Annotated in this window: 20 protein-coding genes; 13 read left to right on the top strand and 7 right to left on the bottom strand. The window is 62.8% G+C overall.

Translation table 11 applies throughout. From position 1 onward, the window contains the following. Window positions 1-106 precede the first annotated feature (106 nt). The 5 genes from ACVWSC_RS12895 (at window position 107) to prpR (ending at window position 8,086) form a co-directional block, all read left to right on the top strand. Window positions 107-1,894 carry an acyl-CoA dehydrogenase C-terminal domain-containing protein gene (locus ACVWSC_RS12895; RefSeq protein WP_442114016.1) on the top strand — a complete coding sequence of 596 codons (1,788 nt, stop codon included), beginning with the start codon at window positions 107-109 and terminating at the stop codon, window positions 1,892-1,894. Between the two features lie 35 nt (window positions 1,895-1,929). Then, window positions 1,930-4,047 (top strand): 3-hydroxyacyl-CoA dehydrogenase NAD-binding domain-containing protein, encoded by a 2,118-nt coding sequence (locus ACVWSC_RS12890; protein WP_442114015.1) that lies wholly within the window; start codon window positions 1,930-1,932, stop codon window positions 4,045-4,047. 15 nt (window positions 4,048-4,062) lie between these two features. Continuing rightward, entirely contained in the window at window positions 4,063-5,247 is a 1,185-nt protein-coding gene (locus tag ACVWSC_RS12885; protein ID WP_442114014.1) for an acetyl-CoA C-acyltransferase, read from the top strand. A 16-nt stretch (window positions 5,248-5,263) separates the two neighbouring features. Continuing rightward, window positions 5,264-6,034, top strand: a complete 771-nt coding sequence (locus ACVWSC_RS12880) for an SDR family NAD(P)-dependent oxidoreductase (RefSeq protein ID WP_442114013.1) — start codon at window positions 5,264-5,266, stop codon at window positions 6,032-6,034. A gap of 75 nt (window positions 6,035-6,109) precedes the next feature. Next, window positions 6,110-8,086, top strand: a complete 1,977-nt coding sequence (prpR, locus tag ACVWSC_RS12875; RefSeq protein WP_442114012.1) for a propionate catabolism operon regulatory protein PrpR — start codon at window positions 6,110-6,112, stop codon at window positions 8,084-8,086. A gap of 12 nt (window positions 8,087-8,098) precedes the next feature. Here the strand turns inward: prpR and ACVWSC_RS12870 are convergent, their stop codons facing one another. Beyond that, window positions 8,099-9,745 carry a fatty acid--CoA ligase gene (locus ACVWSC_RS12870; RefSeq protein WP_442114011.1) on the bottom strand — a complete coding sequence of 549 codons (1,647 nt, stop codon included), beginning with the start codon at window positions 9,743-9,745 and terminating at the stop codon, window positions 8,099-8,101. A gap of 184 nt (window positions 9,746-9,929) precedes the next feature. Between ACVWSC_RS12870 and ACVWSC_RS12865 the strand changes: the two genes are divergently transcribed. Next, complete coding sequence (locus tag ACVWSC_RS12865) at window positions 9,930-10,931, top strand: AraC family transcriptional regulator (protein WP_442114010.1); 1,002 nt, start codon at window positions 9,930-9,932, stop codon at window positions 10,929-10,931. A 119-nt stretch (window positions 10,932-11,050) separates the two neighbouring features. On the opposite strand, the gene ACVWSC_RS12860 is transcribed toward ACVWSC_RS12865, so the two are convergent. After that, window positions 11,051-12,316, bottom strand: a complete 1,266-nt coding sequence (locus tag ACVWSC_RS12860; protein ID WP_442114009.1) for an NTP/NDP exchange transporter — start codon at window positions 12,314-12,316, stop codon at window positions 11,051-11,053. A 6-nt stretch (window positions 12,317-12,322) separates the two neighbouring features. Further along, complete coding sequence (locus ACVWSC_RS12855) at window positions 12,323-13,240, bottom strand: aldo/keto reductase (RefSeq protein ID WP_442114008.1); 918 nt, start codon at window positions 13,238-13,240, stop codon at window positions 12,323-12,325. Window positions 13,241-13,484: 244 nt separating this feature from the next. Between ACVWSC_RS12855 and ACVWSC_RS12850 the strand changes: the two genes are divergently transcribed. From ACVWSC_RS12850 to ACVWSC_RS12830, 5 genes are read left to right on the top strand one after another with little or no spacing between them, the layout of a single operon-like run. Next, a complete protein-coding gene (locus ACVWSC_RS12850) occupies window positions 13,485-14,084 on the top strand; it encodes a paraquat-inducible protein A (RefSeq protein WP_442114007.1) in 600 nt (199 codons plus the stop codon). Beyond that, window positions 14,081-14,725 carry a paraquat-inducible protein A gene (locus ACVWSC_RS12845; RefSeq protein WP_442114006.1) on the top strand — a complete coding sequence of 215 codons (645 nt, stop codon included), beginning with the start codon at window positions 14,081-14,083 and terminating at the stop codon, window positions 14,723-14,725. Before ACVWSC_RS12850 ends, ACVWSC_RS12845 begins: the two co-directional genes overlap by 4 nt. Continuing rightward, the gene (locus tag ACVWSC_RS12840; protein ID WP_442114005.1) at window positions 14,706-16,358 is read left to right on the top strand and encodes a PqiB family protein; all 1,653 of its coding nucleotides are present in this window, start codon (window positions 14,706-14,708) and stop codon (window positions 16,356-16,358) included. The genes ACVWSC_RS12845 and ACVWSC_RS12840 overlap by 20 nt, the downstream gene beginning before the upstream one ends. Window positions 16,359-16,376: 18 nt before the next feature. Further along, window positions 16,377-16,925 (top strand): PqiC family protein, encoded by a 549-nt coding sequence (locus ACVWSC_RS12835; protein WP_442114004.1) that lies wholly within the window; start codon window positions 16,377-16,379, stop codon window positions 16,923-16,925. 26 nt (window positions 16,926-16,951) lie between these two features. Then, window positions 16,952-18,052 carry an AI-2E family transporter gene (locus tag ACVWSC_RS12830; RefSeq protein ID WP_442114003.1) on the top strand — a complete coding sequence of 367 codons (1,101 nt, stop codon included), beginning with the start codon at window positions 16,952-16,954 and terminating at the stop codon, window positions 18,050-18,052. 33 nt (window positions 18,053-18,085) lie between these two features. On the opposite strand, the gene ACVWSC_RS12825 is transcribed toward ACVWSC_RS12830, so the two are convergent. From ACVWSC_RS12825 to ptrR, 3 genes are all read right to left on the bottom strand, one after another. Next, window positions 18,086-19,045, bottom strand: coding sequence for an HlyD family secretion protein (locus ACVWSC_RS12825; protein WP_442114002.1), 960 nt, complete (start codon window positions 19,043-19,045; stop codon window positions 18,086-18,088). Between the two features lie 3 nt (window positions 19,046-19,048). Further along, window positions 19,049-19,417, bottom strand: a complete 369-nt coding sequence (locus ACVWSC_RS12820) for a DUF3302 domain-containing protein (protein ID WP_442114001.1) — start codon at window positions 19,415-19,417, stop codon at window positions 19,049-19,051. A gap of 93 nt (window positions 19,418-19,510) precedes the next feature. Next, entirely contained in the window at window positions 19,511-20,377 is an 867-nt protein-coding gene (gene ptrR, locus ACVWSC_RS12815) for a putrescine utilization regulator PtrR (RefSeq protein ID WP_442114000.1), read from the bottom strand. Window positions 20,378-20,480: 103 nt separating this feature from the next. On the opposite strand from ptrR, the gene ACVWSC_RS12810 reads away from it, so the two are divergent. After that, on the top strand, window positions 20,481-21,875 hold the full coding sequence (locus ACVWSC_RS12810; protein WP_442113999.1) for an aldehyde dehydrogenase family protein: 1,395 nt from the start codon (window positions 20,481-20,483) through the stop codon (window positions 21,873-21,875). Window positions 21,876-21,971: 96 nt separating this feature from the next. Beyond that, window positions 21,972-22,868 (top strand): universal stress protein, encoded by an 897-nt coding sequence (locus tag ACVWSC_RS12805; RefSeq protein ID WP_442113998.1) that lies wholly within the window; start codon window positions 21,972-21,974, stop codon window positions 22,866-22,868. Between the two features lie 3 nt (window positions 22,869-22,871). Here the strand turns inward: ACVWSC_RS12805 and ACVWSC_RS12800 are convergent, their stop codons facing one another. Beyond that, window positions 22,872-23,630, bottom strand: a complete 759-nt coding sequence (locus ACVWSC_RS12800) for a phytanoyl-CoA dioxygenase family protein (RefSeq protein ID WP_442113997.1) — start codon at window positions 23,628-23,630, stop codon at window positions 22,872-22,874. Window positions 23,631-23,682: the final 52 nt, after the last annotated feature.

Raw genomic sequence — 23,682 nt, 5'->3', positions numbered from 1 at the left:
ACCTCCACCCCAGGTAGTTTCCACCCACCATTCAACCCCGGGGTGGACGCTGGCCACCGCGCCAGTTGCTACAACAGGGCATCGCCAATCCACACCGGAGCGCCGCATGCCCGCCTATCAGGCCCCACTACGCGACATTGCCTTCGTCGCCCATGAACTGCTCGACCTCGGCAGCCACTACCAGCACCTGGTCGATTGCGAAGCACTCGACCCCAGCACCTTCGATGCCATTGCCGAAGAAGGCGCCAAGTTTGCCGAGCAACAACTGGCACCGTTGAACGCCGTGGGTGATGTACAGGGCTGCCGCCTGCACGACGGTCAGGTGACGACCCCGCCAGGCTTCGCCGCCGCCTTTAGCCAATTCGCCGACAACGGCTGGTTGGGCCTGGACAAAGACCCCTCCTACGGTGGCCAAGGCCTGCCGCCGACCCTGGGGTTTGTCATTCATGAAATGCTCTGCAGTGCCAACCATGCCTGGAGCATGTACGCCAACCTCACCAGTGGCGCCATCAGCACCCTCAGCGCCCACGCCGATAACGAACTCAAGCAACGTTTACTGCCTGCGCTGATCGCCGGACGCTGGACCGGCACCATGTGCCTGACCGAACCACACTGCGGCTCTGACCTTGGTTTGCTGCGCACCCGCGCCGTGCCCCAGGCCGATGGCAGCTACCGGATCAGCGGCAGCAAGATGTTCATTTCTGCCGGTGAACACGACCTGGCCGAAAACATCGTGCACCTGGTGCTGGCGCGCATCGACGGGGCCGCGCCCGGTATCAAAGGCATTTCCCTGTTTGCCGTGAGCAAGCGCCAGCTCAGCGCCCAGGGCCAACCGGGCGCAGCCAACGGTGTCAGCTGCGGTGCCATTGAAGCGAAAATGGGCCTGCACGGTAACGCCACCTGTGTGCTCAACTTCGACGAGGCCTGTGGTCACCTGCTCGGTGAGGCGAACCGCGGCATCAACGCCATGTTTACCTTTATCAATGAATCGCGCCTGGCCGTTGCCCAGCAAGCCCAGGCCCACGCCGAGTCGGCCTTCCAGGGCGCCGTGCGCTATGCCCGTGAACGCCTGCAGATGCGCGCCAACCCGCGTCTGCAGCCTGAGCAGGCCGCTGACCCGATCATCGGCCACCCCGATGTGCGGCGTATGTTGCTCACCCAGAAAGCCTTTGCCGAAGGTGGCCGCATGCTCACCTACGCCTGCGCGCAAGACGTCGACCGCCTGCACCATGGCGCGACAGCGGCTGAGCAAGGCGCCGCCGCCCGGCGCCTGGCGCTGCTGACACCGATTGCCAAGGGCTTTCTCAGCGAAGCCGGTAACGAGGCTGCGCAGCTGGGCATTCAGGTATTCGGCGGGCACGGCTACATCCACGAGTCGGGGATGGAGCAGATTGCACGCGACGTGCGGATTACCACGATCTACGAAGGCACCAACGCCATTCAGGGCATCGACCTGCTGACCCGCAAAGTATTCGCCGACAACGGCCAGGCCCTGACGCAACTGCTCGATGAAATCCAGCACTTCGCCAGTGCCGCCGGCGTGCCACAAGACCTGGCGCAACCCCTGCTCATTCAGGTCGAGTCCTGGCGCCAGGTCAGCGCCGAGCTGCAGGCGCGTCACCACGACGACGCCAACCTGGTGGGCGCCAGCGCCTTTGATTATCTGATGCTCAGCGGCTACGTGGTGCTGGGCTACTACTGGCTGCGCGCCGCCTGTATCGCCGAACAGGCCCTGGCCAGTGGTAGCGATGAACACGGGTTCTATCAAGGCAAGGGTGAAACCGCACGTTTCTACCTGCAACGCCTGCTGCCCAGGGCTTCACTGCACCGCACGCTGATCGAAAGCGGCAGCGCCAACCTGATGAACATCAGCGACAGCGCCTTTGCCCGCTGACACTTGCCCGTCACCCTATTGATTCGAGGTACCCCATGCCACAGTTGATCGACTATCACCGTGACCAGGAGCTGGCCCTGATCGGCCTCGCCAGCGCCCCCGTCAATGCCCTGGGCCACGCGCTGCGCCAGGCCCTGGCCGAGGCCTGCCGCACTGCCGCCAACGATCCGCAGGTGCGCGCCATTGTCCTCTATGGCCTCGACCTGCCGTTCAGCGCCGGCGCCGACATCAGCGAGTTCGGCAGCCCGCTGACCTGGCAGGCACCGGCCCTGCCCGAGCTGCTGCCGACGCTGGCACACATCGACAAACCGCTGATTGCCGCCATCGATGGCGTGGCCCTGGGCGGCGGCCTGGAACTGGCGCTGGTGTGCAGCCACCGGGTGGCCGTGGCCAGCGCACGCCTGGGTCTGCCGGAGGTTACTCTTGGGGTCATCCCCGGTGCCGGCGGCACGCAGCGCTTGCCACGGGTGATCGGCGTGGCGGCGGCGCTGGAGATGATGCTCAGCGGCCAGCCGATCAGTGCCCAACGTGGCCATGAACTGGGGCTGATCGACTGCCTGGTGGAACAGCGTGAAGCACTGCTGAGCAGCGCCTGCCGCTACGCGCGCGAGCTATTGGCAGACAGCGTTGCGGCCCATGCACCGGTGAGGACCAACGGCAACGCAGCGCTACCGGCGCCATCGCCAGACTTTTTCCACCAGCAGCACGCGCACCTGCAGGCCCGCAAGCCAGGGCAAACGGCGCCGCAATGGGTCCTGGAGGCTGTGCGAGCGGCCTGCGAACTCGACTTGCCAGAAGGCTTGGCGCAAGAACAGGCGCTGTTTCGTCAGGCGCTGGAAAGCCCTCAGGCGCGAGCCCTGCGTCACCAGTTCTTCGCCAAAAACGAGGCGCTGAAAATTCCCGGCATCGACCGCAGCACACCGCTGCGCAACATCCGCCAGGTGGCGGTGGTCGGCGCCGGGACCATGGGCGGCGGGATTGCCATGAACTTCGTCAATGCCGGCATTGCCGTGACCCTGCTGGAGCAGTCGTCGCAGGCCTTGGACCGCGGCCTGGCGCAGATCCGCAAAAACTACGAAAGCAGCCGCCAGCGCGGCAAGATCAGCCAGACGCAACTGGAACAGCGCATGGCCCTGCTGCACGGCACCCTGGAATATGCCGATCTGGCTGAGGCGGATCTGGTGATCGAGGCGGTGTTCGAAAACCTCAGCGTCAAGCAACAGGTGTTCCGCACCCTCGATGAAGTGTGCAAACCCGGCGCCATCCTTGCCAGCAACACCTCGACGCTGGACGTCGATCAGATCGCCGCCGTTACCCGCCGCCCGCAGGACGTGGTGGGGCTGCACTTCTTCAGCCCGGCCAATATCATGCGCCTGCTCGAAGTAGTACGCGGCAGCGCCACGGCGGCAGACGTACTGGCAACCACCTTGAACATCGCCAAACGCATCGACAAATTACCGGTGGTGTCTGGCGTGTGCTTCGGCTTTATCGGCAACCGCATGCTCGAACCTTATGCCCGCGAAGCCCATCGCCTGGTACTTGAAGGCGCCACGCCCGCCCAGGTTGACGCGGTACTGACCGGCCTGGGCCTGGCCATGGGCGTATTTGCCATGTACGACCTGGCCGGGATCGATATCGGTTATCAGGTGCGCCAGGCACGACGTGAGCACATCGCCCATGACCCCAGCTACTTCCGCCTCGCCGACGAACTGTGCAGCCTTGATCGGCATGGCCAGAAAAGCGGCCGCGGCTTTTACCGCTACGAAGGCCGCGAGCGTCTGGACGATCCGGAAGTGGTGCAGATTGCCGAGCGTCTTGCTGCCGAGCTGGGCATTACCCGGCGGCCGATCAGCAACGAAGAGATCCATGACCGCTGCCTGTTCATGTTGATCAACGAAGGCGTGCAGTTGCTGGATGAGGGCATTGCCTTGCGCAGCGGCGATGTCGACTTGGTATGGACCAACGGCTACGGCTTCCCGGCCTGGCGCGGTGGCCCGCTGCACTATGCCGAGCAACTGGGCCTGGAGCGGGTGCTGGCGGGCATTGTGCACTACCGTCAAACCCTCGGGGCTTATGGCCAGATGTGGTTGCAGCCAGCGCCGTTGCTCGAACGCCTGGTAGCCCAGCAGCACACCCTTATCGCCCAACGCTGAACACAGGAGCAGATCATGCAAGACGCCGTGATTCTTTCCACCGCACGCACCCCGATCGCCAAAGCCTTCCGTGGTGCTTTCAATAACCTCAAAGCGCCGAGCATGGCCAGCCATGCGATTCGTGCCGCAGTGGCCCGCGCCGGGATCGAAGCCGCTGAAATCGACGACCTGATCATCGGCACCGCCATGCCTGCCGGCACCGCTGGCTGGAACCTCGGACGCATGGCGGCGCTGGCCAGCGGCCTGCCCTACAGCGTCAGCGGCCAGACCCTCGACCGCCAATGCGCCTCAGGCCTGATGGCCATCGCCACAGCGGCGAAACAGATCATGGTCGACGGCATGCAGGTGACCATCGGTGCCGGCCAGGAACACATCAGCCTGGTGCAGGCGCGCAACATGGACTGGGCCATGGCCGAGCGCGACGAACAGGTCGAACTCAACGCCGCCCACGCCTACATGCCAATGTTGCAAACCGCCGAAATTGTCGCCCGCCGCTACGCCATCAGCCGTGAAGCGCAGGACGCCTATGCCCTGACCTCGCAGCAACGCACGGCGGCGGCGCAGCAGGCCGGGCTGTTCGCGGACGAGATCGTACCGGTCACGGCAATCAAGAAAATCATCGATAAAGCCACTGGCGAAGAACGCCTGGAGCAAGTCACCCTGAGCCAGGACGAGGGCAACCGCCCGCAGACCCAGCTGCAAGACCTGGCAGGCCTCAAACCGGTCGTTGAAGGCGGCTGCATCACCGCCGGTAACGCCAGCCAGCTGTCGGACGGTGCCAGTGCCTGCGTACTGATGGACGCGCGCCTGGCCGAGCAGCGCAATCTTGCGCCGCTGGGCCTGTACCGCGGTATCGCCGTGGCAGGCCTAGCGCCGGAAGAAATGGGCATTGGCCCGGTGCTGGCGGTGCCCAAGCTGCTCCGGCAACACGGCCTCAAGGTTGACGATATTGGCTTGTGGGAACTCAACGAAGCCTTCGCCTGCCAGGTGTTGTACTGCCAGCAGACGCTGGGCATCGACCCTGAGCGCCTTAACGTCAACGGCGGCGCCATCGCCATCGGCCATCCGTACGGCATGAGCGGCGCGCGGATGGTTGGCCATGCCCTGCTCGAAGGCAAACGACGTGGGGTGAAATACGTGGTGGTGACCATGTGCGTCGGCGGTGGCATGGGTGCTGCCGGCCTGTTTGAAGTGCTCTGAGAGGAAGATAAGCACAATGCTCGACACGACCTTTTCACTGGCCGGCAAGACCGTGCTGGTCACCGGCGCCTCCAGCGGCCTCGGTGCGCATTTCGCTGCGGTTGCCCATCAGGCGGGCGCCAACGTTGTGGTTGCTGCACGCCGCGTCGATCGCCTGCAGCAACTGCTCGCAAGCCTGCAACAAGGCGGCGAAACCCTCGCGGTTGCCCTGGACGTTACCCGGCGCGACAGCGTCGAGCAGGCCTTCGACCTGGCCGAGGAACGCTTTGGCACCATTGATGTGGTGATCAACAACGCCGGGATTGGCGACCCCGGCCGCTTCACCGAACTGTCCGAGGACGACTGGCAGCGCATGCTCTCGACCAACCTTGACGGCGTGTTCCGCGTTGCCCAGTGCGCCAGCCAGCGTCTGATCAAGGCCGGGCGCGGCGGCAGCATCATCAACATCGCCTCGATCCTCGGCCTGCGCGTCGGCCAGGGCCTGAGCCACTACTGCACGGCCAAGGCTGGCGTGGTGCAATTGACCAAGGCCATGGCCCTGGAACTGGCCCGCCACCGTATCCGGGTCAACGCGATTGCCCCTGGCTACTTCAAGACCGAGATGAACAACGACTACTTCGACAGTGACGCCGGTCAGGGCTACATCCGCGACCGGGTACCGATGCGCCGCCTCGGCCAACTGGATGAACTCAATGGCCCTCTGCTGCTACTGGCCAGCGAAGCCGGTGCGTTCATGACCGGCAGCATCCTGTCCGTGGACGGCGGCCATCTGGTCAACCCGCTATAACCCCGGGCTCTTTCGCAGCGCAAGACCGTAGGAGCGGCCTTGCGCCGCGAAATCCCCACCCGAGGGCCCCCCCACATGCCTGAAACATCCTACCGCCCAAGAATCATCGCCCTGCTCAGCCACCGCCGCCCCAGCCACGGCCCCAGCCCGATGGCGCGCCTTATCGAACAGGTGGCCGGCGACTACGCCAACCGTGCACACATCGAGATTGTCGATACCCCCCTGGCCCAGTTGCTGGACACCGCCCGGGCCCTGGAACAGCAGCAACGCGCCGACATGCTCATCTGCTCCGGTGCCACTGCTGACTATTTGCGCCAGCACCTCAGCACCTCGGTGCTGTCGATTCACATGGGCGAGTTCGACCTGGTCCGCGCCCTCGACCTGGCCAAATCCAAGGCCACCAAGGTCGGCATTCTGAGCTTTCGTCACGCCCACCCGGAGCTGGCGGCGCTGCATTCGCTGTTTACCGTGGCCGTGCGCGAGGCCACCTACACTTCCTTCAACGAAGCGCGCCAGCAGGTACAGCGCCTGGCCGCCGAGGGTTACCAGGTCATCGTCGGTTCCTCGACCATCGTGCAACTGGCCACTGAGGCCGGGGTTCAGGGCCTGCTGGCACTCAACAGCGACAGCATCCGCCGCACCCTCGACAATGCCCTGTCGCTGTGCCGCAGCCGCGCGCAAAGCCTGCTGCAGCAACAACGCCTGAGCGCCGTACTGCGCAACCTTTCCGATGGCGTGATTGCCCTGGACGGCAACGCGCTGGTGCAGTCGATCAACCCGCGCATGGCGGCGCTGCTTGAGGTCAGCGCCGACTGGGCGTTGGGCCAACCGATCAGCGTGGTCATGCCGGCGTTGCCACTGGCCGCCTTGCAGCAGCGTGGCGAGCACGACGACAGTCAACTGCTGAGTATCGGCGGCAAAACCCTGGCGGCCAGCGTCACCGCGATCGTTGAAGACGGTGTGGCCGACGGGCTGGTGATTACCTGTCAGGAAACCAATGTCATTCAACGCAACGAGCGACGCATCCGCATCCAGGCGCGGCCCCGGCAGTTCATCGCACGCTATCGCTTCGAGCAGATCCTTGGCCAGGCCCCGGCGTTTCGCGCCACCGTGCGCCTGGCCCAAAGCTATGCGCAAACCGACTCGACCGTGTTGATCACCGGTGAAAGCGGTACCGGCAAAGAACTGCTGGCGCAGAGCATTCACAACGCCAGCAATCGCCAACATGCCCCCTTCGTCGCCATCAACTGCGCAGCCTTCCCCGCCTCGCTGCTGGAAAGCGAACTGTTTGGCTATGAAGAAGGCGCGTTCACCGGTTCACGCAAAGGGGGCCGGGTCGGCCTGATTGAAAGCGCCCACAGCGGCACGCTGTTTCTCGATGAAATCGGCGATATGCCGGTGTCCCTGCAAACCCGCTTGCTGCGGGTGCTGCAAGAGCGTGAAGTGCTGCGCCTGGGCGCCAGCGAACCGACGCCAGTGGACATCCGGGTGATCGCCGCCACCCACTGCGACCTGCAAAGGCGCATCGAACAAGGCGACTTTCGCCAGGACCTGTATTACCGCCTGAATATCCTGCGCCTGCTGGTGCCGCCGCTGCGTGAACGGCCGCAAGACGTCGCGCTGCTGGCCAACGCCTTGCTTGCGCGCCAGGCAGGCGTTAGCCCATCGAAGCTACAGGTACTGCAGCCCTTGATGCCTTACCTGCAACGCCACAACTGGCCGGGCAACATTCGAGAACTGGAAAACATTGTCGAGCGTGCCGCCGTGTGCGCCGAGCAATTGCAGGGCAACGATGCCAACGTCAGCTTAAGCGTGCTGTTCCCTGAGCTGTTCGCACACTCAACAGCGCCCGAAGCCGAACCCGCCGCCGAGGCAGCTCACTTGCGCCAGCACGGCAAAGCCGCCGAGCAGGCGCACGCACGTCAGGTGGTCAGTCATTGTCAGGGCGACTTGAATGAAGCCGCGCGTCGTCTCGGCGTCAGCCGCACCACGCTGTGGCGGCGTCTGCGTCAGCCGACCGACGGCACGGCCAAGGCCCCACTGAGTCAGTGAGGCCTTGGCGGCTTACACCGCCAGTTCGTTTTCGCGGATCAGCTTTTTGTTGATCTTGCCGACACTGGTTTTCGGAATGTCGCTGACGAAGCGGATCTCGCGCGGAATCGCCCACTTGTTGATCCGGCCACTTTCAACGTATTGATGCAGGTGAGCCTTAAGCGTACCGGCATCCACCTGCTCAGTGGCCGAGCAGATCACCAACGCCACCGGGCGCTCGCCCCACTGCGGGTCAGGCACGCCGACCACCGCCACCGAGGCGACCGCCGGGTGTTCGCTGATCAGCGTTTCCAGCTCCAGCGAGCTGATCCACTCACCACCGGTCTTGATCACGTCTTTGATCCGGTCCTTGATCTCCACCACGCCCAGGGCGTCGATGGAGGCAATGTCACCGGTATGCAGCCAGCCGTCTTCCCACAGTTGCTCACCCTGCTCCGGCTCTTTCAAGTAGCCCTGGGTCAGCCAGGGTGCGCGCACCACGATTTCGCCCTGCGCCACGCCGTCATGGGGCAGCGCCTTGCCGTTGGCGTCGATGATTTTCAGGTCGACCATCGCCCCCGGCACACCGGTCTTGATTCGCGCGGCCACCTGCTCCAGCGCCGGGCGCTGGGAGTCGGCGTCACGCAAATAGGTGGTGCACAGTATCGGGCAGGTCTCCGACATGCCGTAGCCGCAATGGATTTGCATGCCCCGCGCGGTCGCCTGACTGGCCAGGCCGTGGGTCAAGGCGCTGCCGCCAAGCAGCATCTTCCAGCCGCCCAGGTTGGTGCTGGCCGCTTCGTCGCAGTCGAGGATCATCTGCAAAATGGTCGGCACACAGTGGGAGAAGCTGACCTGCTCGTCGCGGAACAACCTGACCAGGCTGTTGGGCTCGTAACGGCCAGGATAAACCTGCTTGATCCCCATCAGCGTGGCGACGTACGGCACGCCCCAGGCGTGCACATGGAACATCGGCGTGATCGGCATGTAGACATCGTCCGAACGCAGCAACGGCAAGCCGTTGTACGCACCAAGGGTGCCAACCGCATTGAGGGTGTGCAACACCAGTTGCCGATGGGAAAAGTACACGCCTTTCGGGTTGCCGGTGGTACCGGAGGTGTAGAACAGCGTGGCCACCGACTGCTCATCGAAGTCCGGGAAGTCGAACTCAGGCGCGGCAGCGGCCAGCAGCGCTTCGTACTCGCCGAGCACTGGCAGGCAGGTCGCGGCTGGGCCATCGTCACTGAGCTGGATGTAACCTTTGACCGTGGTCAGCTGATCGGCAATCGGCTCAAGCATCGGCAGGAAGTCATCGTGTACCAGCACCAGGTCGTCTTCGGCGTGGTTCATGGTGTAGATGATCTGCTCCGGCGACAACCGAATGTTCACCGTGTGCAGCACTGCGCCGATCATCGGCACGGCAAAGAAGCATTCCAGGTAGCGATGGCTGTCCCAGTCCATCACCGCTACCGTATCGCCGGCCTTGACCCCGGCGGCGGTCAACGCGTTAGCCAGTTGGCGGATGCGCTGGTTAAGGGTGCGATAGCTGTAGCGCAAACGGTTGGCGTAGACGATTTCCTGCTCGGGGGCGTTACGCGCACCGGAGAGCAACAGGCTTTTGATCAGCAATGGGTAGCTGTAGGCATTGTGCGCCGGTGGAATTATTTTTGTTTTCACCACGGAAGGACTTCCTGCTTCTGGTCGATGCTTGCACAGTAAGTTTCGCCCCGGGGCTGCGCTTCACTTTCAGCGCCATTCATTTCTCATTTGATGACGCGCCCTTCAGATCGGCTGGCGAAGCGACTATAAGTGAGCGCCGTGCGTGTTTGATGTCAGTTGTCAGCAAATGGAGGCGCTCTACGCCATGACTCTACTAGCCCGTTCCGCCGTGCTGACCAACTACCTGGAAGTCACCCGTCACCTGCAGCTCGATGGCGAGCAATTGCTAAAGCAAGCCGGCCTGGACCCGGCCATTGTCAACGATTGCACCCAGCACATCCCTGCCCACAGCGCCGTCCAGCTGCTGGAGCACACCGCCCAGCTCAGTCGCTGCGACACCCTCGGGCTGCGCATGGCCGAGCTGCGTCACCTGGCCGACTTTGGTGAGGTCAGCCTGCTGCTCAGCCACCAGCACACCCTGCGGGATGCGCTGAACGTAATTGTGCAGTACCGGCACCTGCTCAATGATTGCGTAGCGATTTTCATCGAAGAAGCCGACAAGACCGTGATCATCCGCCAGGAACTGATCACCGAAACCGGCACGCAGAATCGCCAGTCCATCGAGCTGGTGATCGGTATTGTCCATCGTTTTTGCGCAGCCCTGCTTGGCGCACACTGGCACCCGCTGTACGTGTGTTTTAGTCACGAGGCGCCAAGCGACCTGTCGGTGCACCGCCGGGTGTTTGGCTGCAAGGTCGAATTTGGCTGCGAGTTCAATGGCATTGCCTGCCCCGCCGCCAACCTCGACGCCGCCAACCCGCTGGGCAACCAGGCCTTGGCGCGCAACGCCGAGCGCTACCTGAACTCCCTGCGTGGCAAAAATGAACACTCACTGGCCTTTGAAGTGCGCAAGGCAATCTACCTGCTGTTGCCCATGGGCAAGGCCACGCCCGAGCATATCGCCCAGACCCAGGGCTTGAATGTGCGCACCTTGCAACGGCGCCTGGAAGCCGACGGCACGCGCTTCAGCGAGCTGCTCAACAGCGTGCGCCGCGACCTGGTGATTCGCTACCTGCGCAACCCCGGTTACTCGCTGGGGAGGATTTCGGACATGCTCGGCTATTCCATGCCCAGCTCGTTCACCCGCTGGTTCACTGCCCAATTCGGCAAACCGCCGGCGGTCTGGCGTGCCGAGCAGCAGCGATGATGCTCCCGGGCTCTGTGTAGGAGCGGGCTTGCCCCGCGATAGCGATCTGTCAGGCCCAATCTATCGCGGGGCAAGCCCGCTCCCACAACAAGCCTGCCCCCACAACAAGCCCGCTCCCACTAGGTCCCCTCACGGCGGCGCTGCACACGCCCCAGCCACGCGCCGGTCAGGGCCCAGAGCAGCGCAATCGCAGCACCGATGAACATCGCCAGTGCCGGATGCTCGCCGAGCAGGTCGAGCCCACGTTTGAGCCAGCCACTGAGTGCATCGCCGCCGCGGTACACCACGGTGTCGGTAAAGTTCTTGGCTTTGTACTTATGTTCCGGCTCCACCACGGTATAGAGCATCTCCCGCCCCGGTCGCACCAGGGCGTATTCACCCACACGGCGCAACACCATCACCACCACGAACACGGCAAACAACGGCGCCACCGCCAACCAGAGAAAGCCGACCGCCATCAACAGCGGCACCGCCACCAGTAAAATACCGACCCCAAGCTTGCGGGCCAGGTGCCCGGTGATGAACACCTGAGTGAGGATCGACAAAAACTGCACCACGCTGTCAATCAAGCCAAACACCTGGGTCTGCTCGGTACGGCTGCTGAAATGCTGCGCCACCAGACGCGCCTGCTCGAAATACAGGAAGGTGCTGACACTGGCGAGCAAGACCACAAACAACGCGATGCCCAACAGATAGGGCGAGCGAAACACTTCGCTGGCACCGGAAAACGGGTTGCCGCCCAACGGCCGCGAACGGGGCAGCTCGGTGTCTGTAGGCAGTGGGTGGCGGTCCCTGAAGCGCTGTAAGTAGCTCGCAGCACACACACAACCCAACAGACACATTGTGGCGAGCAGCACCAGGCCAGCATGGCCGATCACCCCGACCAGCAACGTGCCCAGCAACGGCCCAACCAACCCGCCCAGGCTCGCACCGCCCGCCAGCAGGCCGAACAGGCGCTTGGCCTGCTCGCTGGAAAGCACATCGGCCAGCACACTCCAGGCCAGGGAAATGCTCAACAGGTTGAACATCGACAACCAGATGTAAAAGGCCCGAGCGCTCCACAGGTTGTCTGGCCATTGCGCAAACAGCGCAGCGAAGAGCAGCAGGTTGCTGGCCAGAAAGCCGTAGGTCCAAGGCAGGATGCGTCGACGTTGCACCTTGGAGGCCAGCCAGCCAAACAGGGGCAAGGCGATCAGGGTCAGGACAAAAGTGCCGGTGAACAGCCACTGCAGGTTGTCGACGCCGCCCGCCACGCCCATGGTTTCACGCACCGGACGCAGCATGAAATAGCCGGTAAACAGCAGGAAAAACAAGCTCAGCCCGGCGACGACGATCGGCATTTCACCGCTGCGGATGTTGAACAGGCGCGTACTCTGGATCGCCATGGGCGCTCAGGCGAACTGCGCGATCAATTGTTTGCGCTGGGCATCACTGAGCAACGGCCCGCTGCCCGCCTTGAGCTGATCAAGTTGCCGGTCTGGACGGCTGGTGGCCGGAATCACCGCCGTCACCGCCGGATGGCTAATGGCGAACTTGAGGAACAACTGCGCCCAACTGCCAATGCCCAGCTCCGCTGCCCATGGCGGTAACGCCTGATCTTTGACCCTGGCGAACAGTCGACCGTCATCGAAGGCGCGATTGATCAGCACCGCGACGCCTTTGTCCTGGGCCAGTGGCAATACCGTGCGGGCAGCGTCGGGGGCATTGACCGAGTAATGGATCTGGATGAAGTCCAATGCTTCTTGACGCAGGATCCGCTCCAGTTCGTCCAGACCGCTGTTGATGTAGTGGGTCACCCCGACATAGCGGGTCAGCCCTTGGGCCTTGAGTTCGCGGGCGTAAGGCAGCTGGCGCTGCCAGTCGCGCAGGTTGTGCACCTGCAGCAACTCGACCTTGTCGGTGCGCAGGCTGCGCAAGGTGCCGGCCCATTGCGCTTCGGCGGCGGCGCGGCTGTCTGCGGCGATCTTGGTGGCCAGAAAGGTCTTGCTGCGCCAGCCGCCCTCCTCCAGCAATTGGCCCAGTACGGCATCGGCGCCGCCATAGTTGGGTGAGGTGTCGATCACCTGACCGCCCCCGTCGAAGAACACCTTGAGCACCTGCTTGAGCTGCTGGAACTGTGGGGAATCGGCGTCTACTTCAAAGCTGCCGGAGGTGCCCGCACCGATGACCGCCAGCGCCTGGCCACTGGAGGGGATCTTGCGGCTGAGCATGCTGCCACCCTCGGCAAACCCCGGCCCGGCCAGGCTCAGGCAGCCGAGCCCGGCGGCGAGCGTGGCACTGGCGGTGAGAAAGTCACGACGCATGAGCATGGCAGTGCTCCTGGATAAGCACGAGAGCAAAGGAAAAGCTTAGCCCTGAGCCGCGGCGACTGCCCCGGCAATCGTTACCACATATGTACCTCCCCTGTGGGAGCGGGCTTGCCCCGCGATGCGGTGTGACAGACAGATCGTTATCGCGGGGCAAGCCCGCTCCTACAGGCGTCAAAAAAAACCGTGTGCCACTCAGACGCCGACTATATTGACCTAGTCTCCGCCCGCAGCCTGAGCGCGCTCTATGCTGGATACCGATCAGCTGATTATTTGCGAACATTGTGACTGCGTGTATCACAAGGTGCCTTTGGTCAAACACCAAAAGGCGGTGTGTCAACGATGTGGCGCTGTGCTGCAACGCTATAACGGCATGACCCTGCAACAACGCCTGGCCCTGAGCATCACCGCCGGGGTGCTGTGGCTGCTGGCCAACTTCTATCCGGTCATGAGCATCAGCCTCAAAGGCCTGTCCAACAGTGCCACGCTCTGGGACTCGGTGCGTGCCCTGGCCGACGGCCCGATCACCTTTATAGCCCTGGTGGCAGCGGTGTCGATCATCATCGCGCCGATTTTCCAGTTGCTGCTGTTGATCTGGGTGCTGTGTTTTGCCCTGGCCGGCCAGCGTTCACCGGGCTTTCGCCTGTGCATGCGCTGGCTGGAGACCCTGCGCCCGTGGAGCATGCTCGAAGTGTGCCTGCTCGGTGCGATGGTCGCGGTGTTCAAACTGGCCGGCCTGCTCGATGTACTGCCTGGTATCGGCCTGATTGCCCTGGCGGCGCTGAGCCTGGTGATTATCCGCGTGGCCGGCCGCGATATCCGTGAACTGTGGGACACCTTGCCATGAACCGCCCGCCACTCGCCTCCGAGCTCAAGTTGATGCTCTGCCACGCCTGCGGCAAGGCCTGTGATGCCAGCCACGAGGTGCATCATTGCGAGCGCTGCGGTGCGCCGATGCATGCACGCAAACCGAATTCGCTGACCCGCACCTGGGCCTACCTGATTGCTGCGCTGGTGTTCTATATACCGGCCAACCTGCTACCGGTGATGAACACCAAGATGCTTGGCAGTGGCGAAGACAGCACCATCATGAGCGGCGTTATCGAGTTCTGGTCGCACGGTGCCTGGGACATCGCCCTGATCATCTTCATCGCCAGTATCGCCGTACCGGCGACCAAATTCGTCGCCCTCGGCATGTTGCTGGTCACCGTTCAACGCGGCAGCGACTGGGCGCAGAGAGAGCGTTCCAAGCTCTATCGTTTCGTCGAGCTGATCGGCTATTGGTCAATGCTCGATGTGATCGTCGTGGCCCTGGTCGCGGCGCTGGTCAAGTTTCAGGCCCTGGGCGACATCGAACCGCGCCCGGGCATTCTGTTTTTCGGCCTGGTGGTGGTGTTCACCATGCTGGCCGCCATGAGTTTCGACCCCCGAATGATCTGGGAAAGCCGTCAACCCGAGGAGCGCACGGATGAAGTCAGCAGCCACTGAAGAGCCGCCGGTGCCAGGCGCATCAACAGTCAAAACCCGACGTTTTAGTGTATCGCTGGTGTGGATCGTGCCGATTATCGCGGTGCTGGTCGGTATTTCCCTGGTGGTTCACGACTGGTTGCAACAGGGGCCCACCATCCAGATCTCCTTCAAGACCGGCGAAGGCCTGACCGCCAATAAAACCGAAGTCAAATACCGCAACGTGGTGATCGGCCATGTGACCACGGTGGAATTGAGCGGCGATCAGAAAAGCGTGGTCGCCACGGTCAAGTTGAACAAACAGGCGGAAAACTTCACCCGCGAGGATTCAACCTTCTGGGTGGTGCGTGCGCGCATCGGCGCGGGCGGTATTTCCGGCTTCGACACCTTGCTCTCGGGCGACTTCATCGGCGCCGATGCCGGGCAGTCGCACAGCCGCGCCAAGTCCTTTACCGGGCTTGAGATGCCACCACCGATTACCTACGGCGAACCGGGTAAACGCTTTACCCTGCGTACCAGCGATCTGGGCTCACTGGGTATCGGTTCACCGGTGTACTACCGCAAGATCTCGGTCGGCCAGGTGGTCTCTTATCAGTTGGCCAAAGACGGTAAAACCGTCGACATCGAGGTATTCGTGCAATCGCCCAACGACGCCTTTGTGACCGACAACACGCGGTTCTGGAATGCCAGCGGCATTGACCTGGAAGCCGGCGCCAACGGTTTTGCCGTACGCACCGAATCGCTGTCGTCATTGCTGGTGGGCGGGATTGCCTTCCGCGCCCCGCAGTACAATCCCGATGACCAGGTGGCGGCGGAAGACAAAGTCTTCGAGCTGTTTGAAGACGAAAAGACCGCGCTGGCGCCGCCCAAAGGCCGCGCCCAATACCTGGTCCTGCGTTTTGACGAATCCCTGCGCGGCCTGAAACCCGGGGCGCCGGTAGAATTCCAAGGCGTGGAGATCGGCGAAGTGGTGTCGGTGAACCTCGACTTCGATGCCGAGAAGCGCAATTTCCCACTCAATGTCGGCATCGTCATTTACCCTCAGCGCCTGGGTAAAGCCCATACCAAGCTGCTCAAGGCGCTTGATCACGACCCCAACGATGAACAGCGCGCCGCGCAGTTGCTGGCCATGTTCGTCGAAAATGGCCTGCGCGCTCAGGCCCGTAGTGGCAACCTGATCACCGGGCAACTGTACATCTCTCTGGATTTCGACCCGAAAGCACCAAAGGTAGCCTTCGATCCGACTGCACGACCGATCACCATCCCTACCGTACCGGGCAGCCTGGAACAATTGCAGGAACAGTTCCAGGCCATGGTCGAGCGCATCAACCGCCTGCCGATCGAGCGCATCGCCAACAACCTCGACGCCAACCTGGTGGAATTGCGCAAAGGCTTGCAGCAGTTCAACAGCCGCACCCTGCCGGGCGTTCAGGGCACGCTGCAGGAAGTCAGCAAAACCCTGCAGAGCGCCAACTCGACGCTGGCCGACGACTCGCCGCAACGTGAGCAACTGACTCAGACCCTGGACGAGCTGGGGCGCATGTCGCGTTCACTGCGCGAGCTGGCCGATTACCTGGGCCGCAATCCCGAGTCCTTGCTGCGTGGCAGGCCCAAGGATGCACCGGCTGATAACTTGACCCCTTCGCGCAATTGACCGCAGGAGCACATGACCATGGCGCACGTTTCAAAATTCGCCCTGCTGAGCCTGGCCTTGCTGCTGGCGGCGTGCCGCAGCGACCCGATCCACTACCACACCTTGATCCCGCAACAACCGGCGTCGGCCAGCAGCGTCGATATTCAGCTGGAGCGCATCAGCGTGCCGCCCCAGGTCGATCGACCGCAGGTGGTGGTGCGCCAGAGCAACAGCAGCCTGGCGATCCTGGAAACCGAATGGTGGGGGGCGAGCCTCGCCGATGAGCTGCAGAACGCGCTGGTCAATCAGTTCAGCGCGGGTACGCCATCTCGCCTGGGCTTGCGGGTTGACGTGCAGCGTTTTGACTCGGTACCGGGCCAGTACGCGCTGTTCGAAGCGCAGTGGCGCCTACGCGGCGCCAACGGTAACGACAGCCCCCTGCTCACCTGCCGTAGCGTGATCCAGACCCCGGCCGGCGCGAGCATCGAAGAACTGGTGCTGGCCCACCAGCAAAACCTCAAGCGCTTCACCGAACAGGTCAACCAGGCAGCGCGCAGCGGAAGCCGCACCTGCCCTAGCGGGCATTAAGTTATCTTTGAGCGAGGGCAACCTGTATGAGCGAACAAAAACCCATTCAGTTGGGCAGCACCCGAGCCTTGCTCGATGTGTTGATCCGCGCCGGACTGATTGCGGCACTGGTGATGTTCTGCTTCGAGATCTTCCAGCCATTTCTTAGCCTGATGCTCTGGGCGGTGATTCTGGCCATTACCCTTTACCCGCTCAATCAACGCCTGGGCAGCTTGCTGGGAGATCGCCCCGGCTGGGCCTCGGTCATCCTGGTGCTGATCGGCCTGGCCTGCCTGATCGGGCCGTTGAGCCTGCTCGGCGCCTCGGTGGCCGATTCGGTCAAGCTGGGCATTCATACCTTCGAAAATCAGGCCGTGGAAATCCCTCCTCCGCCGGCAAACGTGCAGGACTGGCCAGTGATTGGCGGCCCGTTGTATGGCATCTGGTCACACGCCAGCACGGATTTGAGCTGGGCCTTGTCGCAGGTAGCACCGCATTTGAAAGGCGTGAGCAAAACCCTGCTCACGCAACTGGCCGGTGTCGGCTCAGGCATTCTGGTGTTTATTGTCGCGCTGATCGTGGCGGGTTTGATCATGGCCAAAGGCGCCAACGGCCACCGCACCGGCGTGGCCATTGCCACGCGTATCTCCGGCCCTGAACGTGGCCCGCAATTGGCCGAGCTGTGCACCGCGACCATTCGTGCGGTGGCCCAGGGGGTGGTCGGCATCGCCTTCATTCAGATGCTGTTGATCGGCATTGGCCTGGTGGTCATGGGGGTGCCCGGTGCCGGGGTGCTGGCGCTGATGGTGTTGTTGCTGGGCATTACCCAACTGCCGGTACTGCTGATTACCTTGCCGGTGGTGATCTATGTGTTTGCCCATGACGGTGTGGGCGTCAGCACGGTCATTTTTGCGATCTGGACGATACTCGCCGGGCTCTCGGACAACGTGCTCAAACCGCTGCTGCTCGGGCGTGGCGTTGCCGTACCGATGCCGGTTGTACTGATTGGTGCACTGGGTGGCATGTTGACCAACGGCATCATCGGCCTGTTCATCGGCCCGGTATTGCTGGCGGTGGGTTATGAACTGTTCATGTCCTGGGTGGCCCAGCCCGCCGAGCAAAGCGTGCCTGAGCAAGAACAGCGCTGAACGCAGGTGGGCCTGCGCTCAGCGTGGCGCTGATCAATGGAACGGGAAGATGTAGTTCATCCAGGCTGCCATGCGCAAAAGGATCTTGCGCATCATGCCGATATGCTCGAAGTGCTTGCTGTAGACCGCCGCCTGACCGTAGGCGCCACCGGGCATCTGCGCACTGTACTGGACGAAGTCGGGGTCGGTGATTTCGATGATCACCGGCACCCGCCCAGGTGGCGGCGAGCCGGTGAAACCGATCAAGTTGCCGGAAGGCTGAATCTGGCCTTCGGCGATCACCGTAATGACACTCTTGACCTGACCCTTGAACACTTTGCCGGGAATGCCGTCGAAGGCCACTTCTGCCTCGTCACCGGCCACCAGGCGCAGCAAACTGTTCTGGCGCATCCACGCGGCGAAGTAATGGCTTTCCTGGGGAATGAACACCATCGACGGCCGTAGCGGCAACCGGCTGGCCATCATCCCGGCGCGTAGCGAAACATGGGTAACGAAGCCTTTGCTGGGCGCACGTACCACGGTGTTGTCGAGTTCGAACTGGGCGTTGTCGATCTGCGCCTGCAGGTCATCGACCCGGGCGATGGCCGATTCCTGTTCGCGGCGGGTGCCAAAGTTACGCTTGATCAACTCGTTGATCCGGTACAGGTCCCCCTTGGCGGCAATGTGTTGCGCCTGCAGCGACTTGAGTTTGTACTCGAACGGCGCAGGGTCGATACGGAACAGCACATCGCCCTTCTCCAGCGCCTGGTTGCCCAGCACCGGCACCTCGACGACCTTGCCGGTGACCACCGGGATCACCGGCACCGAAACGAAGTAAGAACGCGCCACCTCTGAATAGGGATGGTTGTAGTTCATGGTAAAGATCAACGCGCCAACAATAATCATCCCACCCAGCACGGCAGTCGGCACCGTCCACTTGTTCAGGGGAATGCGGAAGATCTTGAAGATGGCAATACAGATGGCGGCGTAAGTCAGAATCAGCAGCAAGTCCATAAGCTAGATTCCTCCGCCTGCATCATGCCGTGGCTCGCCGGGCTTGCCCTGGCTGGCCTCCAGGTGCGCGACCCGTTGTTGCAGCTCCAGCAACTGAACCTGTAATTCGTTGACCGAAGCATGGCTGAGCTGGCCGCTGCCACCGATGCCCCAGCCGCGATCTTCGCGGTAGAGCATGGCCCAGATCCACAGGAACGGCCATAACGCATGCAGGGTGAACAGGCTCACCCAGCCGGTGGCGTGAATGGCGTCCTGGTGCGGATGATTACGGTGTACGGCAATTTCGTAGGGAATGTCGTGAAGCACAATGATGCCGTAGAACAGCACCAGTCCAGCGAAGATCAACACGCCTAATGCAAAGTAATCAAGCATGGCAGCTCCAGGTCGCAGGGTGGGGAGATGATGCAAGAAGTCTAGACAATCCCTGCTCAGCCACTGCGTTTTTCGCTGCCTGCCGACCCCGCGTTATGCCTGCTGGCGGGCCTGCAACAACTGGACGAAACTCGACAGGTTCTGCGACACCGTACCGCGCCGCCACACCAGCCAGGTATGCAGGTAGCGAAAGTCTGCCGACAACGGCCAGACACTCACCGTGGCGCACCCCGGCATGCTCTCCAGCATGCTGCGCGGCATCAATGCCAAACCGGCGCCGGCGCTGACGCAGGCGAGCATGCCGTGATAAGACTCCATCTCGTGGATCTTGCCCGGCACGGCGGCATCGGTACTGAACCAGCGTTCAAAGTGGTGGCGGTAGGAACAGTTGGCACGAAAGGCATAAATGCTCTCGCCATTGACATCCTGGGCACGGCTGATCGGTGTATGGTTCAGCGGCGCAATTAACACCATTTCTTCTTCGAACACCGGCACCCCGTCGAGGGTGGGGTGCAGTACCGGGCCGTCGACGAACGCCGCCACCAGCCGCCCAGACAGCACACCCTCGATCATCGCCCCGGATGGCCCGGTGGAAAGGTCCAGTTCAACCTTGTTGTACTGCTGGTTATAGGCCGCCAGCAGCGCCGGAATGCGCACCGCTGCGGTGCTTTCCAGCGAACCGAGGGAAAACGGCCCCTGCGGCTCTTCACCGGCAACGGTCACCCGTGCCTCTTCAACCAGGGCCAGAATGCGCCGGGTGTAATCGAGAAAATTCCAGCCGGCAGGCGAAAGGCGCAGGCGGCTCTTTTCGCGAATGAACAAGTCAACGCCCAGGTCGCTTTCCAGCTGCTTGATCCGGGTGGTGAGGTTCGACGGCACCCGATGGATATGCTGGGCGGCAACGCTGATGCTGCCGTGCTCGGCCACGGCCTTGAAGATTTCCAGCTGAACCAGGTCCACAGCATTCTCCAAACGTGAATGAAAGGCTCATTATTATTCAGTTTCCACAACATGCACAGCCCTCTACTCTGGCGCCATTCCCCTCTTCTTGCAGGACAGTGCCATGACCGCGTTCTCCAGCCACACCCACGCTGTGTCGATCAACCCCGCCAATGGTGAAGCCATTGGTCACTACCCCTACCAGTCTGAAGACGACCTGGATGCGGCGCTGACGCGCGCTAGCGCCGGTTACGCAAAATGGCGCCGTACCGCGGTCAGCGACCGCGCGCAACTAATCCTCGGCCTAGCCAGCGCGATCCGTAACAACGCCGCCGCCATGGCCCAGATGATCACCCTGGAAATGGGCAAACCGCTGGCTCAGGCCCGTGGTGAAGTGGAAAAATGCGCTCAGCTGTGTGAGTGGTACGCCGCCCAGGGCCCTGGCATGCTCAACGCCGAATCGACCCTGGTCGACAACGGCACTGCACGCATCGAATACCGTCCGCTGGGCCCGATTCTGGCGGTGATGCCGTGGAACTTCCCGGTCTGGCAGGTGCTGCGTGGCGCGGTGCCGGCCCTGATCGCCGGCAACACCTACGTGCTCAAGCACGCCCCGAACGTCATGGGCAGCGCCTACCTGCTGCTCGACGTCATCAAACAGGCCGGACTGCCGACGGGCGTGTTCGAGGTCATCAACGTGACCCCCGACGGCGTTTCCCAGGCCATCAAAGACCCACGCATCGCCGCCGTGACCCTGACCGGCAGCGTGCGTGCCGGCATGGCCATCGGCGCCCAGGCTGGTGCTGCGCTGAAAAAATGCGTACTGGAACTGGGTGGCTCCGACCCGTTCATCGTCCTCAACGACGCCAACCTAGACGAAGCGGTCCGGGCTGCAGTGATTGGCCGTTTTGCCAACACCGGGCAAGTCTGCGCTGCCGCAAAGCGCTTGATCGTCGAGCAAGGCGTGGTCCAGGCCTTCACCGAGAAGTTCGTCGAAGCCACGCGCCAGTTGGTGATGGGTAATCCGCTGTCGGAACAGACCTACCTGGGCCCGATGGCACGGTTCGACCTGCGCGACGAGCTCGATGAGCAAGTCCAGGCCACCCTTGCCGAAGGCGCCACCCTGCTGCTTGGTGGCCACAAAGTCGAAGGCGCAGGTAACTACTACGCCCCGACCGTACTGGCCGATGTCACCGATCAGATGACCTCGTTCCGTCAGGAGCTGTTCGGGCCGGTCGCCTCGATCATCACCGCCCGCGACGCTGGCCACGCCCTGCAACTGGCCAACGACAGCGAATTCGGCCTGGCCTCAACCATATACACCCAGAACCTGGAACTGGCCGCGCAACTGACCAAGGAACTGGACACTGGCGGTGTGTTCATCAACGGCGTGTGCGCCTCTGACCCACGGGTGACCTTTGGCGGGGTGAAAAAGAGTGGCTTTGGCCGCGAGCTCTCGCACTTTGGTGTGCGTGAATTCTGCAACGCACAAACCGTGTGGCTGGACCGCCGTGGCTGAGTGACCGGCGGTCAGGTCAGGCTGGCGTTGGCGTTACGGGCAATGGGCTAAACTCTAGGTCGGGGGCTGGCAAGGCAACGCAACCGGAGGTGCACCATGAGCCAGTACCAACGCCTGTTCCTGATCGTCGGCGCCGATATGCGTCACACCCCGGCACTGGAGCGCGCTGCCGCCCTGGCGCATGCCACCGGTGCCACCTTGCATATCAGTGCCGTGGTCGAGGAGCTCGATACCCTTGGCCTGCTCAGCGGCGACGAGCACCGCAACCAGTCCCGCGTCGAAGACAGCCGCCAGTGGCTCGCCGACGAAGCCACCCTGTTGCATGAAAACGGCATCCGGGTCAGCACCGAGGTCACCCTGACCCGCGATCTGGTCGGCGCCATTCTGGCTCAGGTCAACGAGATCGAGCCCGACTTGCTGATCAAGGACGTCCAGCACGAACCGGCGTTCAAACGCCTGCTGTTCACCCCGCTGGATTGGCAGCTACTGCGTGAATGCCCATGCCCGATGCACTTTGTCTCCGCCGTGCATTGCCCGCTGCCGCGCATTGTCGTGGCTGCCGTCGATCCGACCCACCCCGACCACCCACACAACGACCTCAACGAAACCGTCATCCAGGCCGCCAGCGACCTGGCCCGCCAATGCAACGCCGAACTGCACCTGCTGCATGTGTGCGACAGCGCGCATACGCACATGGCCGATTTTGGCGCCGGTACCGTAACCGTGCCGGGCTTTGGCAGCGATGTGCGCAAGTCGATCCACAAGGTGTTTGAACAACTGGCCGCGCGTCACGCGGTGCCGGTGGAGCGTCAGCACTTCTTGTCGGCGCCGATCACCCGCAGCATCGCCGATTTCGTCGCCCACAGCCGCACCGATGTGCTGGTGATGGGCAATCACCCGCGTAAGCTGCTTGAACGCCTGACCGGCAGCACCACCGAGCATGTGCTCGATCACACCCTGTGCAACGTATTGGCGGTCAAGGCCGTGGCCTGACGATCAGTCGTATTCAGCCTCGGCATGCTCGCCCAGCAGGCGCCGTTGACGCGCGGTTGCAGCGGCGAGCACCGCCGGGTTGAACTGCCAGTGCAGGTACGGCGAAAACTTCTGCGCAACCATGCGTCGGCCGTAGTGCACCTGCAGCATCGAGCGGCTGCGGTCGGTGCTGCGGTTGTCGCTGCCGCCATGCCAGAGTTCACAGCGAAACATCAGCGCGTCCCCGGCCCGGCACAGAATGCTCTGCGCCGTCTCGCCGTGCCACTGCTGCTCCCCGGGTGCAGGCTTGCGCCCGGCCCGATGGCTGCCGGGCAACACCCGGGTCGGGCACAGGTCGGCATCAATATCGTCGAGGTAGAACTGAACCGTGCAGACTTGCATGGGTAACTCGAAGGCCGGGTCTGCCAGCAGCGACTCCGGCAATGCCATGACCAGGTAATCCAGATGCAACGGCATGCCCTGATAACCCGGATGGCTGCGCCAGGCGGTTTGGCCGATGATATGACAGTCTTCACCCAGGGCTGCCTCCGCCAGCTCGATAACTCCCGGCAGATCGAGGTAGGTCAGCCAAAATGGATCGCGGTTGAACACACATTTGTAGTGTTCCAGCAGGCCGTTGTAATCCCAGTGCATCGGCGTCAGTGAACCGATCGCCGCTTGTAAGGCTGTAACTTGCCGGGGCTCAAGCACGCCGGGCAACAACACAAAGCCGTCGCGGTGCAAGGCACTCAACCCCAGGCTCAGCACTGCATGCTCATCCATCGCCGCGCTCCTGTCGGGCTGCGGATCAGCCCGTGGCGCCTCTATTATCCAG

The sequence above is a fragment of the Pseudomonas sp. NUPR-002 genome (assembly GCF_056322725.1).
This window is presented reverse-complemented; position numbering and strand designations above follow the sequence as displayed.

Coding starts and splice junctions, on each gene's coding strand:
- ACVWSC_RS12895 (WP_442114016.1), top strand. CDS start 107: ATGCCCGCCTATCAGGCCCCACTACGCGACATTGCCTTCGTCGCCCAT.
- ACVWSC_RS12890 (WP_442114015.1), top strand. CDS start 1,930: ATGCCACAGTTGATCGACTATCACCGTGACCAGGAGCTGGCCCTGATC.
- ACVWSC_RS12885 (WP_442114014.1), top strand. CDS start 4,063: ATGCAAGACGCCGTGATTCTTTCCACCGCACGCACCCCGATCGCCAAA.
- ACVWSC_RS12880 (WP_442114013.1), top strand. CDS start 5,264: ATGCTCGACACGACCTTTTCACTGGCCGGCAAGACCGTGCTGGTCACC.
- prpR (WP_442114012.1), top strand. CDS start 6,110: ATGCCTGAAACATCCTACCGCCCAAGAATCATCGCCCTGCTCAGCCAC.
- ACVWSC_RS12865 (WP_442114010.1), top strand. CDS start 9,930: ATGACTCTACTAGCCCGTTCCGCCGTGCTGACCAACTACCTGGAAGTC.
- ACVWSC_RS12860 (WP_442114009.1), bottom strand. CDS start 12,316: ATGGCGATCCAGAGTACGCGCCTGTTCAACATCCGCAGCGGTGAAATG.
- ACVWSC_RS12855 (WP_442114008.1), bottom strand. CDS start 13,240: ATGCTCATGCGTCGTGACTTTCTCACCGCCAGTGCCACGCTCGCCGCC.
- ACVWSC_RS12850 (WP_442114007.1), top strand. CDS start 13,485: ATGCTGGATACCGATCAGCTGATTATTTGCGAACATTGTGACTGCGTG.
- ACVWSC_RS12845 (WP_442114006.1), top strand. CDS start 14,081: ATGAACCGCCCGCCACTCGCCTCCGAGCTCAAGTTGATGCTCTGCCAC.
- ACVWSC_RS12840 (WP_442114005.1), top strand. CDS start 14,706: ATGAAGTCAGCAGCCACTGAAGAGCCGCCGGTGCCAGGCGCATCAACA.
- ACVWSC_RS12835 (WP_442114004.1), top strand. CDS start 16,377: ATGGCGCACGTTTCAAAATTCGCCCTGCTGAGCCTGGCCTTGCTGCTG.
- ACVWSC_RS12830 (WP_442114003.1), top strand. CDS start 16,952: ATGAGCGAACAAAAACCCATTCAGTTGGGCAGCACCCGAGCCTTGCTC.
- ACVWSC_RS12825 (WP_442114002.1), bottom strand. CDS start 19,045: ATGGACTTGCTGCTGATTCTGACTTACGCCGCCATCTGTATTGCCATC.
- ACVWSC_RS12820 (WP_442114001.1), bottom strand. CDS start 19,417: ATGCTTGATTACTTTGCATTAGGCGTGTTGATCTTCGCTGGACTGGTG.
- ACVWSC_RS12810 (WP_442113999.1), top strand. CDS start 20,481: ATGACCGCGTTCTCCAGCCACACCCACGCTGTGTCGATCAACCCCGCC.
- ACVWSC_RS12805 (WP_442113998.1), top strand. CDS start 21,972: ATGAGCCAGTACCAACGCCTGTTCCTGATCGTCGGCGCCGATATGCGT.
- ACVWSC_RS12800 (WP_442113997.1), bottom strand. CDS start 23,630: ATGGATGAGCATGCAGTGCTGAGCCTGGGGTTGAGTGCCTTGCACCGC.